The organism is Mesorhizobium sp. M7A.F.Ca.CA.002.04.1.1, from assembly GCF_004022805.1.
GTDB lineage: Bacteria > Pseudomonadota > Alphaproteobacteria > Rhizobiales > Rhizobiaceae > Mesorhizobium > Mesorhizobium ciceri.
This window is the reverse complement of the sequence record NZ_RZPL01000067.1, coordinates 1-13,030: the sequence shown is the minus strand read 5'-3', so window position 1 is coordinate 13,030 and position 13,030 is coordinate 1. Positions and strand designations below refer to the sequence as shown.

The window sequence follows — 13,030 nt, the reverse complement described above, 5'->3', positions numbered from 1 at the left end:
GAACAGCATGGCTTCGATCTCGTTGCCGAGCTGCGGCAAATCGTCGATCGTCAGCATGCGTCCGGCGGTGTTCTCGTCATAGAAAGTGTACGTCGCCTGGCCGTTGGTGAGCTTGACGAAGGCCAGCGTGGTTGGCCGTGGCGAGGTGTGTGCATAGGTGGAACTGACCTTGCTCGCCCCAAGCGCATCCCGGAATTGGCCGCCGAACAGATCCGACGACAGGCCGGAAAAGAAGCCGGCCGGCGCGCCGAGCCGGCCAAGTGCGATTGCCGTGTTGAATACGGCGCCGCCGACATAAGGCGCAAAGGCCGGCTCGCCCGCTGTCGTCGTGCGCGGCAGCATGTCGATCAGGGCTTCGCCGCAGCAGAGGATCATGGCTTCTTGGTCTCCGGCGGATAGATCACGCCCTTGCGTATGATGATGTTGGCGTAGAGCCGCGGCTCGCTTGTCGCGACGATGGCATGCGCCGATTTGACCCGTGCATAGAAGTCGGCGCCGGCCAGCGCAACCACCTTGCGGCCTGGCGCCCGTTTGGCGCAGATCGCTTCGATCTCATGATGGACAGGATCGGCAAGCGAGGGATCGCCTCGGACCGAGGCGCGAAACAGCGCCTCCGGCACGGCGTCATCGACAGGCAGGACACTCAATATCGCATCGAGTACCGGGATAAGAGGGTGGCCATCGGCGCGTACCAGTCGGGTTGCCTGCTGTTCCGCCGGATAGTTTCCGTCGACAAGGGCGATTTCGTCGCCATGGCCCATGCCGCGCAGGATCGCCAGAAGCTCCGGACCGAGCAGCGCCGGGATTCCGATCAGCATCAGGCGCTCCTGGAAATCGTCGTCGAGCCGATCAGGAAGCGTTCGGAAAGTGGCAGGCTGGCGCCGCCGAGCGCCCGGGCATGGATACCGACGGTTCCCTCGCGAATGGCGGGCAGCTTCAAGCCTTCGCCGTCGATCGTGGCGATTGCCGCAATGATGGCGTCGACCAGCTGGCGGCGCACCGCCTTCGGCATCCAGCCGTCGATCACCGCCGCTTCGAAATCGATGATCGAGGATGCGGCGACGATGGCGTAAGCGAGCGCCCTTGAGGCGCTGGCGATCCAGCCGTCGAGTTCGGGTCCGATCTCGCCCCAGTCGTCCGGCGAGGTCCACAGATGCGAGGCCTCGATGCCGCGCGCATTGAGCGCCTTTTCGAGCATGGCGATGGAAGCGACATCGATCAGTTGGGTCGGCTTGCCGTCCGGCCCGGGCACGGGCATGGAGCCGAGCGCTCCGGCATTGCCGGTCGGGCCGCCGAAAAGCCGGCCGTTCAGCACAATGCCGCCACCGGCAAAGGCGCCGATATAGAAATAGACGAAGTCACGCGCAGCGCCCGCCTGCCCGAAGACGAGTTCGGCGCCGCAGGCCGACGTGGCGTCGTTCTGCAAATAGACCGGAAAATCGCATTGCGCCTGGATGTCGGCCCTGATGTCGCGGTGACGCCATTCGTCCATCACGTCGCGCGGGGCGCCGGCGGTATCGGCCCAGTTCCACAATTCGAACGGCATGGCGATGCCCAGCCCGGCGATGCGCTTGTCTTGCGCGGGCGTCAGCTCGCCGCGCATCTGCCGCATGCCGTTGCTGACGAAGTCCACCGTCTCGCGCGGCGCCGGGTAGCGATAGGAATGCTGTAGCATCGAACGGACATTGCCAAGGAAGTCGATCAACACCAGTTCAGCGCTGCGGCGGCCGATCTTCAGGCCGATGAAGAAAGCGCCTTCGGGATTGAGCGCCATCGGGATGGAAGGCTGGCCGATCTTGCCGCGCAACGGCGCCTGACGCAGCAGGAGGCTTTCTTCCTCCAGCTCGCGCATGATGACGGAAACCGTCTGCGCCGAAAGTCCGGTCATGCGGGCGATGTCGGATTTTGCCAGGCTGCCGTGTTGACGCACCAGCGACAGCACCAACCGCTCATTGTGGTCGCGCATGCCGCTCTGGTTGGTGCCGCGGTGAATGAGACTGTCATTCACCTCGGGCGAACCGTGCCTCGCAATGGCCGTTTCCACCCTGTTCCTCCCGTCGTTTCCCCTCAATGCTTTTGGGCCAGAATGGGTGAACGAAGCAATGCTGTCAATAATAAATAAGAGTGATTTAATTATTGACACGGGCTTCGGCCTGGTGTCTGTTAAGGCAGCGTCCACGCTGGGAGAATTTCGTTGGATGCGCTGCAGGTGCCGGTTGGCCGGCATCGGAATGGTTCCACTGGGAGGAAAATCGTGACCAATACAAAATTGTTGAAATCGACCGTGTTTGCCGCCGCGGCTCTGGGGCTGATGGCGTTTGCCTCGTCCGCATCCGCGGCCGGTGTCGGCGCCTGCCTGATCACCAAGACCGACACCAATCCCTTCTTCGTCAAGATGAAGGAAGGCGCGACCGCGAAGGCCAAGGAACTCGGCGTCGACCTCAAGACCTATGCCGGCAAGATCGACGGCGACAGCGAGAGCCAGGTCGCGGCGATCGAAAGCTGCATCGCCGATGGCGCCAAGGGTATCCTGATCACCGCATCCGACACCAAGGGCATCGTGCCGACCGTGAAGAAAGCGCGTGATGCCGGCCTGCTGGTGATCGCGCTCGACACGCCGCTCGATCCGATCGACGCCGCCGATGCGACCTTCGCGACGGACAATCTCGAAGCAGGCAAGCTGATCGGGGCCTGGGCCGCCGCCACGCTCGGCGACAAGGCCAAGGACGCCAAGATCGGCTTCCTTGACCTGACGCCTTCGCAGCCGACTGTCGACGTGCTGCGCGACCAAGGCTTCATGATGGGCTACGGCATCGATGTAAAAGATCCCAACAAGATCGGCGACGAGACCGATCCGCGCATCGTCGGCCATGACGTCACCAACGGCAACGAAGAGGGCGGCCGCAAGGCGATGGAGAACCTCCTGCAGAAGGACAACACCATCAACGTCATCCACACCATCAACGAGCCCGCCGCTGTCGGCGCCTACCAGGCGCTCAAGGCTGTCGGCCTCGAAAGCCAGGTGCTGATCGTTTCCGTCGACGGCGGCTGCCCCGGCGTGAAGTCGGTGGCCGAAGGTGTCATCGGCGCCACTTCGCAGCAATACCCGCTGCAGATGGCTGCACTCGGCATCGAGGCGATCGCCGCTTTTGCCAAGGACGGAACCAAGCCGAAGCCGACCGAAGGCAAGAACTTCTTCGACACCGGCGTCAACCTGGTGACCGACAAGCCGGCCACCGGCGTCAAGTCCATCGACACCAAGGAAGGCCTCGCCAAGTGCTGGGGCTGATGCCGTTCTGACCGGCATCCAAGGAACCTGAGCGGTCGGGGCTTGATCCCCGGCTGCTTCGGGTGGACGATGGCTCGCGTGACCGCGAACAATCCCGGCAGCAGACCGGAAAGGCGTGGACTGGCGTCGGCGTTTGGCTGAAGCCTACGGGGAGAAAACATGGCTCAAGCTCAGGAATTCGAGAAGGTTCTCTCGAGCAGCGACACCAGCGTTGCTGCTTTTGACGAGCACAAATCGGCCGTCAAGCGTATCCAGCATTTCTTGCATTCGACGCCGGCCGCGGTGCCGCTGATCGTCCTGGTTCTGGCGATCATCGTCTTCGGCATCACCATCGGTGGGCGTTTCTTTTCGTCCTACACGCTGACGCTTATCCTGCAGCAGATCGCCATCATCGGCATTCTGGGGGCTGCGCAGACATTGGTCATCCTGACCGCAGGCATCGACCTGTCGATTGGTGTGATCATGGTGATTTCAGCGGTGATCATGGGCAATTGCGCGGTCTCCTACGGCATGCCGAGCGCGCTCGCAGTGGCGATCGGGCTTGCCGCCGGCGCCGCCTGCGGGCTGCTCAACGGGGTGCTTGTCGCCTACATGAAGCTACCACCCTTCATCGTGACGCTTGGCACCTGGAACATCGTCATGGCCACGAACTTCATCTATTCGGCCAACGAGACGATCCGCGACACCGACGTCGATACCCAGGCGCCGCTGCTGCATCTCTTTGCCATCAGCTTCAAGGTCGGCACTGCGGTGCTGACGCTCGGCGTCATTGCCACGGTCCTGCTCGTGATGATCCTCTGGTACGTGCTCAATCACACGGCGTGGGGCCGCCATGTCTACGCCGTTGGCGATGACCAGGAGGCGGCGAAGCTGTCGGGCATCCAGACCAAGAAGGTGTTGATGACGGTCTACACCTTGGCCGGCCTGATCGCCGCTTTCGCGGCCTGGGTCTCCATTGGCCGCAACGGCTCGATCTCGCCGTCGGCTGCCGTCACCGACTACAATCTGCAGGCCATCACCGCGACGGTGATCGGCGGTATTTCCCTCTTCGGCGGACGCGGCTCCATCCTGGGCACGCTGTTCGGCGCGATGATCGTCGGCGTCGTTTCCATGGGCCTCAACATGCTGGGCGCCGATCCGCAATGGAAGGTGCTGCTCACCGGTGTGCTGATCATCGGCGCCGTGGCAGTCGACCAATGGATCAGAAAGGTGTCGGCATGACCATGACCCAGGAGCCCATCCTCACCGCGCGTGGCCTGATCAAGCGCTATGGCCGTGTCACCGCCCTCGACAATGCCGACTTCGACCTTTATCCCGGCGAAATCCTCGCCGTCATCGGCGACAACGGCGCCGGCAAGTCGTCGCTCATCAAGGCGATTTCCGGCGCGGCCGTGCCCGACGAAGGCGAGATCCGGCTTGAAGGCAAACCCGTCGCCTTTAAATCGCCGATGGAGGCACGCGAAGCCGGCATCGAGACCGTCTACCAGAATCTGGCACTGTCGCCGGCGCTCTCGATCGCCGATAACATGTTCCTTGGCCGCGAGATCCGCAAACCGGGTTTTCTGGGCGATTGGCTGCGTATGCTCGACCGTCCGGCGATGGAAAAGCGCGCCCGCGACAAGCTTACCGAGCTTGGCCTGATGACCATCCAGAACATCAGCCAGGCTGTGGAAACGCTCTCGGGGGGCCAGAGGCAGGGCGTTGCGGTGGCGCGCGCGGCCGCCTTCGGCAGTCGTGTGGTGATCATGGACGAGCCGACGGCCGCCCTTGGCGTCAAGGAAAGCCGCCGCGTGCTCGAGTTGATCCTCGACGTCAAGAAGCGCGGCCTGCCGATCGTGCTGATCTCGCACAACATGCCGCATGTGTTCGAAGTGGCCGACCGCATTCACATCCACCGGCTCGGCCGTCGCCTCTGCGTCATCGATCCCAAGCAATATACGATGTCCGATGCCGTGGCCTTCATGACCGGAGCAAAGGTTCCGCCCGAGGCAGCGCTGGCGGCCTGATACATGTCGCCCAAGTGCTGGAGGGTTGGCGGCACGGCAGGCACGGAACAGGAATTTGAAGCGCGTCGCGCGACCGTCTTGGCGCGTCACACTTGCGAATTGCCAAATTGCCGCAGGGGGCATGCCGGTTCGGGCATGTTTAAATCGATTGAATATATAGCGGTATCAGCTAGCATGGGCTGGGAGGAGCGATGAAAGCCGGTATGATCATGGCAACCGCACGAGAGGCATCATGACGAGCGCGATGACATCCGAACCCCTTCCTCCACTGCTCGAAAATCCTGATCCCAAGACACTCGCACGTGAAGTCTTGGTGGCCCTCAAATACCGGGTCGGCAAGGATACCGCCGTTGCGACCCAGTACGACTGGCTGACCGCCTCGATCAAGGTCGTGCGCGACCGGATCGTCGATCGCTGGATGCAGGCGACGAAGGAGGCGTACGATCAGAAGGAAAAACGCGTCTATTATCTGTCTCTGGAGTTCCTCATCGGCCGCCTGATGCGCGACGCCTTCTCCAATCTCGGCCTGATGGACAACATGCGCGAGGCCCTGTCGTCCCTGGGCGTCGATCTCGATCTCATCGCCGCACTCGAGCCGGATGCCGCACTTGGCAATGGCGGCCTCGGGCGGCTTGCGGCCTGCTTCATGGAAAGCATGGCGACCGTCGACATTCCCGCGCATGGCTACGGCATCCGCTATGCCAACGGCATGTTCCGCCAGGAGATTCACGACGGCTGGCAGGTCGAATTGCCTGAAACCTGGCTCGATCACGGCAACCCGTGGGAATTCGAACGCCGTGAGCGCTCGTTCGAGGTCGGTTTCGGCGGTTCGGTGGAATCGATCACCTCCAAGGACGGACGCCTCGAACGCCATGTCTGGAAGCCGACCGAGCATGTGCTGGCCGTCGCCTATGATACGCCCGTCGTCGGCTGGCGGGCCAACCGCGTCAACACGCTGCGGCTCTGGTCGGGCATGCCGGTCGATCCGATCCTGCTCGACAAGTTCAATGCCGGCGACCACATCGGCGCGCTCGCCGAAAGCAACAAGGCCGATGCCTTGTCGCGCGTGCTCTATCCCGCCGATTCCCACAAGGCCGGGCAGGAACTGCGGCTTCGGCAGGAATATTTCTTCTCCACCGCATCGCTGCAGGACATCGTTCAGCGCCATCTCAGCCAATATGGCGACCTGAAGTCCTTGCCCGACAAGGCTGCGATCCACCTGAACGACACCCATCCGGCCATCGCTGTGCCGGAGTTGATGCGCCTGTTGATGGACGTCCACGGCATGGACTTCGATCAGGCCTGGGACATCACCCAGCGCACCTTCGGCTACACCAACCACACGCTGCTGCCCGAGGCACTGGAAAGCTGGCCGGTGCCGCTGTTCGAGCGGCTTTTGCCGCGCCACATGCAGATCGTCTATGCCATCAACGCTGAAGTGCTTCTGGAGGCGCGTGCGTCCAACCAGTTCTCGGACGAGCAGATCGGCCGCATCTCGCTGATCCAGGAAAATGGCGACCGCCGGGTGCGCATGGGCAATCTGGCCTTTGTCGGTTCGCACTCGATCAACGGCGTTTCGGCGCTTCACACCGACCTGATGAAGGAGACGGTGTTCGCCGATCTGCACAAGCTCTATCCCGATCGCATCAACAACAAGACCAACGGCATCACGCCGCGGCGCTGGCTGATCCAGTGTAATCCCGGGCTGACGTCGCTTGCCCGCGAGGCGATCGGCGACCGCTTTCTCGATGACATCGACGCCATCAAGGATCTCGACGGTTTCGCCGGCGATGCCGCCTTTCGCGACAAGTTCGCCGCCGTCAAGCGAGCCAACAAGGCGCGGCTGGCCAACCTCGTCGCCGACCGGCTCGGCATCAAGGTCGATCCCTCGGCGCTTTTCGACATCCAGATCAAGCGTATCCATGAATACAAGCGCCAGCTTCTGAATATCCTCGAGGCGATTGCCCTCTACGACCAGATCCGCTCGCATCCCGAGCGCGACTGGATGCCGCGCGTGAAATTCTTCGGCGGCAAGGCGGCGCCCAGCTACCACAATGCCAAGCTGATCATCAAACTCGCCAACGATGTCGCCAAGGTCATCAACCGCGATCCGGCCGTGCGCGGTCTGCTGAAGGTGGTGTTCGTGCCGAACTACAATGTCAGCCTTGCCGAGATCATGATGCCGGCCGCCGATCTGTCCGAACAGATCTCGACCGCCGGCATGGAAGCGTCGGGCACCGGCAACATGAAGTTCGCGCTGAACGGTGCGCTGACCATCGGCACGCTCGACGGTGCCAATGTCGAGATCAAGGAATGCGTCGGCGACGACAACATCTTCATCTTCGGCCTGACCACCGCCGAGGTCGCCGAGCGGCGCAACAACGGCTACGATCCGCGCGCCGTCATCGAAGGCTCGCCTGAGCTGGCGCAAGCGGTTGCGGCTGTTTCGTCAGGCGTCTTCTCGCCGGACGATCCGGAGCGTTACCGCGATCTCATCAACGGTCTCTACAACAGCGACTGGTTCATGGTTGCCGCCGATTTCGATGCCTATGCCGCCGCCCAGCGTGAGGTCGATGCGGTCTGGCGCAACAGTCCCGACTGGTACGCCCGGGCAATCCGCAACGTTGCGCGTGTCGGCTGGTTCTCCTCCGATCGCACGATCCGCCAATATGCGAAAGAAATCTGGAACGTGCCTGTCTGATGTGATTGCATGAGGCCGCAAACAATGTGGTCCCGGTGATGTGAATTTGAATGTTGGATTTACATCACTAGAAACAAACACTTGGTGCCCGGGGAGGGACACTGCCTGATGAAGAAGCCGCGCGCGACCGCTGCGACAAGCGGGCCGGATGGACTGGCGCCAGCCGGCGATGTTGCGGCGATTGTTGCCGGCACGCACGGAGATCCCTTCGCCGTCCTTGGTGTCCATGAGGTCGGCAAGAGCCTGTATGCCCGGTGCTTTGTTCCGAATGCCGAATTCGTCACCGCCTACACGCTGACCGGCACCATCGCGGGTGAACTGTCCAGGCGCAACGATGGCGGCTTTTTCGAAGGCAAGCTCTCGATCAAGAAGCGGCAACCCCTGCGCTATCATGCCAGGAACGCCGGCGGCGACTGGTGGCTGACCGATCCCTATTCGTTCGGTCCGGTGCTGGGCCCGATGGACGATTACTACATCGCCCAAGGCTCGCATCTCAGGCTGTTCGATAAGCTCGGCGCCCATGTCATTGATCACGAAGGCGCCACCGGAGTGCATTTCGCCGTCTGGGCTCCCAATGCGCGGCGCGTCTCGGTGGTCGGCGACTTCAACGAGTGGGACGGCCGCCGGCACACCATGCGAGACCGCCGCGACACCGGCATCTGGGAACTGTTCATACCCGACATCGGTGCCGGACGACCCTACAAATACGAGATCATCGGCCCCGATGGTGTGAGGCTGCCGCTGAAGGCCGACCCGTTCGCCTTCAAATCCGAACTGCGTCCGGCTACTGCTTCGGTCGTGGCGGTGCCGCCGGCGCACGAGTGGGGCGACGAGGCGCATCGCAATTTCTGGCGCAATGCCGATCACCGGCGAGAAGCCATCTCGATCTACGAGGTCCATGCCGGCTCCTGGCAGCTTCGCGACGACGGAACGTTCCTGTCATGGGACGAGTTGGCCGACCGGCTGATCCCCTATGTGGTTGAGACCGGTTTCACCCACATCGAATTCATGCCGATCTCTGAACATCCCTACGACCCGTCCTGGGGCTACCAGACGACCGGCCTTTACGCGCCATCGGCCCGCTTTGGCGACCCGGACGGCTTTGCCCGTTTCGTCGATGGCGCCCACCGCGCCGGCGTCGGCGTCATCCTCGACTGGGTGCCGGCACATTTCCCGGTCGACGCGCATGGCCTGGCCAATTTCGATGGCACCGCGCTCTATGAACATGCCGATCCGCGCAAGGGTTTTCATCCCGACTGGAACACCGCGATCTACAATTTCGGCCGCCGCGAGGTGGTGTCGTTCCTGGTCAACAATGCGCTGTTCTGGGCCGAGAAATACCATGTCGACGGTTTGCGCGTCGACGCGGTCGCCTCGATGCTCTACCTCGACTATTCACGCAAGGCCGGCGAATGGATCCCCAACGAGAAGGGCGGCCGCGAGAATCTCGAGGCGGTCAGCTTCCTGCAGAAGATGAACAAGGAGGTCTACGGCCATCATCCGGGCGTCATGACCATAGCCGAGGAATCGACCTCATGGCCGAAGGTCTCGGCACCGGTGCATGAAGGCGGCCTCGGCTTCGGCTTCAAGTGGAATATGGGCTTCATGCACGACACGCTGGAGTATTTCTCCAAGGAGCCGATCTTCCGAAAGCACCACCACAACGACCTCACCTTCGGCCTGACCTACGCCTTCTCGGAGAATTTCGTGCTGCCGCTCTCGCATGACGAGGTTGTGCACGGCAAAGGCACGTTGCTTGGCAAGATGGCCGGCGACGACTGGCAGAAGTTTGCGACGCTACGCGCCTACTACGCTTTCATGTGGGGCTATCCCGGCAAGAAGCTGCTTTTCATGGGGCAGGAGTTCGCGCAGCGCCGCGAATGGAGCGAGGCGCGCGCGCTCGACTGGAACCTGCTTGAATTCCGGCCGCATCGCGGCGTTTGGCAGACGGTGCGCGATCTCAACTATCTCTACCGTTCGCGCCCGGCGCTGCATGGCCGCGACTGCGAACCGGAAGGGTTTTCCTGGCTGATCGTCGACGACAGCCAGAATTCGGTTTTTGCCTGGCTGCGCAGCGCGCCGGGCGGCAGCCCGGTGGCCGTCATTTCCAATTTCACGCCGGTGCCGCGCGATAATTATCGCGTGCCGTTGCCGACATCAGGCAAATGGCGCGAGATCATCAACACCGACGCTTCTGAATATGGCGGTTCCGGCAAGGGCAATGGCGGCATGGTCGAGGCACGGGCGGAGGAAGGAAGCATCGCCGCGACGATGCTCTTGCCGCCGCTGTCCACGATCATGCTCGAGCTCGTCGCCGACTGAACCCATCGACACTGAGTAACATGTCGAGATCGAGTAACTTGGGAGGGTAGAAATGGCAGACTTGAAACGGACCCAGCCGCTGGCGCGCGATGCCATGGCCTATGTATTGGCCGGCGGCCGTGGCAGCCGCCTCAAGGAACTGACCGACCGGCGTGCCAAGCCGGCCGTCTATTTCGGCGGCAAGACGCGCATCATCGACTTCGCGCTCTCCAACGCGCTTAACTCCGGCATTCGACGCCTCGGCGTTGCCACCCAGTACAAGGCACATTCGCTGATCCGTCATTTGCAGCGCGGCTGGAACTTCCTGCGCCCAGAGCGAAACGAAAGCTTCGACATCCTGCCGGCCAGCCAGCGCGTCTCGGAAACGCAGTGGTATGAGGGCACGGCTGACGCCGTCTATCAGAACATCGACATCATCGAGGCCTACGGACCCGAATACATGGTCATCCTGGCTGGCGACCACATCTACAAGATGGACTACGAGATGATGCTTCGCCAGCACGTCGACGCCAATGCCGACGTCACCGTTGGCTGCCTCGAAGTGCCGCGCATGGAAGCCACCGGCTTCGGCGTCATGCATGTCGATGGCAAGGACAACATCATCGCCTTCGTCGAAAAGCCCGCCGATCCGCCCGGCATTCCCGATAAGCCGGAGTTTGCCTTGGCCTCGATGGGCATTTACGTCTTCAAGACCAAGTTTCTGATGGAGCAGTTGCGCCGCGATGCGGCCGAGCCGGGCTCGAGCCGCGACTTCGGCAAGGACATCATCCCCTATATCGTCCAGCACGGTAAGGCGATCGCGCACCGCTTCGCCAAGTCCTGCGTCCGTTCGACCGCCGAGAACGAGGCCTACTGGCGCGACGTCGGAACGGTCGACGCCTATTGGGAAGCCAATATCGACCTGACCGATATCACGCCGGAACTCGACCTCTACGACCGCGACTGGCCGATCTGGACCTATGCCGAATTGAAGCCGCCGGCAAAGTTCGTGCATGACGAGGATGGCCGCCGCGGTTCGGCTGTGTCTTCGCTGGTTTCGGGCGATTGCATCGTCTCGGGGGCTTCGCTGAAAAAAAGCCTGATCTTCACCGGCGCGCGCATCAATTCCTATTCGACGCTCGAAGAAGTCGTCATGCTGCCCGACGTTCATGTCGGCCGGAACGCAAAGTTGAAGCGCGTGGTCATCGACCATGGTGTTAGGATACCGGAAGGGCTGGTGGTCGGCGAAGATCCTATTCTCGACGCCAAGCGCTTCCGCGTTTCCGAAAAGGGCATCTGCCTGGTCACCCAGGACATGATCGACAAGCTGGGGCTCTGACGCATGCAGGTTCTGTCGGTCACGCCGGAAATTTTCCCGCTCATCAAGACCGGTGGGCTTGCCGACGTGACCGGCGCGCTGCCCATTGCCTTGGCGGCCAAGGGCGTGACCGTGCGCACGCTCATGCCCGGCTTTCCGACCGTCATGGCTGCCTTCAAGAAAAAGCGGGCGGTTCTGCAATACCCCTTGCTGCAGGGCGGCAAGGCCTCTGTCCATTCCGTCCAACTCGCCGGGCTCGAACTGTTCGTGCTCGATGCGCCGCATCTGTTCGACCGTCCCGGCGGCCCCTATGGCAATGCGACCGGCGTCGACTGGCCAGACAATTGGCGGCGTTTCGCGGCGTTGAGCCAGGTCGGCGGCGACATCGCCGGCGGCGCCATCTCGGGCTACCAGCCCGACATCGTGCACGCCCATGACTGGCAGTCGGCGATGACGCTGGCCTATATGCGCTATGGCAAGGCGGTCGGCGTGCCTTCGATGATGACCGTCCACAACCTCGCCTTCCAGGGCCAGTTCGGCGCCGGCATTTTCGGCGAGCTTGGCTTGCCGGCGGCGGCGATGGCGCTCGACGGCGTCGAATATTATGGTGGTGTCGGCTTCCTCAAGGCGGGCCTGCAGGCCGCCTGGGCGATCACCACGGTCAGTCCGACCTACGCGCAGGAAATCCGCTCGCCCGAATTCGGCATGGGCCTCGACGGCCTCATCAACATGCGCTCCAGCGATCTCCATGGCATCGTCAACGGCATCGACACCGGCATCTGGGATCCGGAAACCGACAAGCATCTGGTGTCCAACTACACGGGCAGCACGCTGAAGGCGCGCGCACCCAACAGGGCTGCCGTGGAGGATCGCTTCAGCCTTGAGCGCGATGACAGCCCGATCGTCTGCGTGGTCAGCCGCCTGACCTGGCAAAAGGGCATGGACATATTGGCGCTGGTGGTCGACGGCATTGTCGCGACGGGTGCGCGGCTCGCCATCCTGGGATCGGGCGATGCCGGTCTCGAAGGCGCGCTGCTTGCCGCCGCCGCCAGGCATCGCGGCCGCATCGGCGTCGTCGTCGGCTACGACGAGGGGCTGTCGCACATCATGCAGGGCGGCTGCGACGCCATCGTCATCCCCTCGCGCTTCGAACCGTGCGGGCTGACGCAGCTTTACGGCCTGCGCTATGGCTGCGTGCCGGTGGTCGCGCGCACCGGCGGCCTCGCCGACACGGTCATCGACGCCAATGAGGCTGCCGTCTCTGCCGGCGTCGCCACCGGCTTCCAGTTCGCGCCCAACAATGGCGGCGCCTTGCTGCACGCTATCCGCCGCCTCGTCGACGCCCATGCCAGTCCGACGGTCTGGGAATCACTGCAGCGCCAGGGCATGAAAGCCGATGTGTCGTGGGACAAGAG

General features: G+C 62.7%; 10 protein-coding genes. 7 read left to right on the top strand and 3 right to left on the bottom strand.

What is annotated here, in order from left to right; all coding sequences use genetic code 11:
• From ENZ75_RS05920 to ENZ75_RS05910, 3 genes are all read right to left on the bottom strand, one after another.
• Positions 1-375, bottom strand: a 375-nt coding sequence (locus tag ENZ75_RS05920) for a PfkB family carbohydrate kinase (RefSeq protein WP_245481129.1), incomplete at its 3' end; no start/stop codon positions are given.
• On the bottom strand, positions 372-818 hold the full coding sequence (locus ENZ75_RS05915; protein WP_013532706.1) for an RbsD/FucU domain-containing protein: 447 nt from the start codon (positions 816-818) through the stop codon (positions 372-374). The genes ENZ75_RS05915 and ENZ75_RS05920, both read right to left, overlap by 4 nt.
• Positions 818-2,044, bottom strand: a complete 1,227-nt coding sequence (locus ENZ75_RS05910; protein ID WP_013532705.1) for an ROK family protein — start codon at positions 2,042-2,044, stop codon at positions 818-820. The genes ENZ75_RS05915 and ENZ75_RS05910 overlap by 1 nt, the downstream gene beginning before the upstream one ends.
• A gap of 228 nt (positions 2,045-2,272) precedes the next feature.
• On the opposite strand from ENZ75_RS05910, the gene ENZ75_RS05905 reads away from it, so the two are divergent.
• The 7 genes from ENZ75_RS05905 to glgA form a co-directional block, all read left to right on the top strand.
• Entirely contained in the window at positions 2,273-3,289 is a 1,017-nt protein-coding gene (locus ENZ75_RS05905) for a sugar ABC transporter substrate-binding protein (RefSeq protein WP_024503693.1), read from the top strand.
• 159 nt (positions 3,290-3,448) lie between these two features.
• Positions 3,449-4,510 (top strand): ABC transporter permease, encoded by a 1,062-nt coding sequence (locus tag ENZ75_RS05900; RefSeq protein ID WP_013532703.1) that lies wholly within the window; start codon positions 3,449-3,451, stop codon positions 4,508-4,510.
• A gap of 2 nt (positions 4,511-4,512) precedes the next feature.
• Positions 4,513-5,295: an ATP-binding cassette domain-containing protein gene (locus ENZ75_RS05895; protein WP_023760533.1), complete on the top strand. Its 783-nt coding sequence runs from the start codon at positions 4,513-4,515 to the stop codon at positions 5,293-5,295.
• Between the two features lie 232 nt (positions 5,296-5,527).
• Positions 5,528-7,996, top strand: coding sequence for a glycogen/starch/alpha-glucan phosphorylase (locus ENZ75_RS05890; RefSeq protein ID WP_013532701.1), 2,469 nt, complete (start codon positions 5,528-5,530; stop codon positions 7,994-7,996).
• A gap of 108 nt (positions 7,997-8,104) precedes the next feature.
• On the top strand, positions 8,105-10,318 hold the full coding sequence (gene glgB, locus ENZ75_RS05885; RefSeq protein ID WP_013532700.1) for a 1,4-alpha-glucan branching protein GlgB: 2,214 nt from the start codon (positions 8,105-8,107) through the stop codon (positions 10,316-10,318).
• 52 nt (positions 10,319-10,370) lie between these two features.
• Entirely contained in the window at positions 10,371-11,636 is a 1,266-nt protein-coding gene (glgC, locus tag ENZ75_RS05880; RefSeq protein WP_013532699.1) for a glucose-1-phosphate adenylyltransferase, read from the top strand.
• Positions 11,637-11,639: 3 nt separating this feature from the next.
• Positions 11,640-13,030: glycogen synthase GlgA (gene glgA / locus ENZ75_RS05875; protein WP_128277957.1), on the top strand; the 1,391-nt coding region annotated here is incomplete at its 3' end.

What these genes read in the sequence shown, in the direction of transcription:
- ENZ75_RS05895 (WP_023760533.1), top strand. Translation starts at nt 4,513, where the DNA reads ATGACCCAGGAGCCCATCCTCACCGCGCGTGGCCTGATCAAGCGCTAT.
- ENZ75_RS05900 (WP_013532703.1), top strand. Translation starts at nt 3,449, where the DNA reads ATGGCTCAAGCTCAGGAATTCGAGAAGGTTCTCTCGAGCAGCGACACC.
- glgC (WP_013532699.1), top strand. Translation starts at nt 10,371, where the DNA reads ATGGCAGACTTGAAACGGACCCAGCCGCTGGCGCGCGATGCCATGGCC.
- ENZ75_RS05890 (WP_013532701.1), top strand. Translation starts at nt 5,528, where the DNA reads ATGACGAGCGCGATGACATCCGAACCCCTTCCTCCACTGCTCGAAAAT.
- glgB (WP_013532700.1), top strand. Translation starts at nt 8,105, where the DNA reads ATGAAGAAGCCGCGCGCGACCGCTGCGACAAGCGGGCCGGATGGACTG.
- ENZ75_RS05915 (WP_013532706.1), bottom strand. Translation starts at nt 818, where the DNA reads ATGCTGATCGGAATCCCGGCGCTGCTCGGTCCGGAGCTTCTGGCGATC.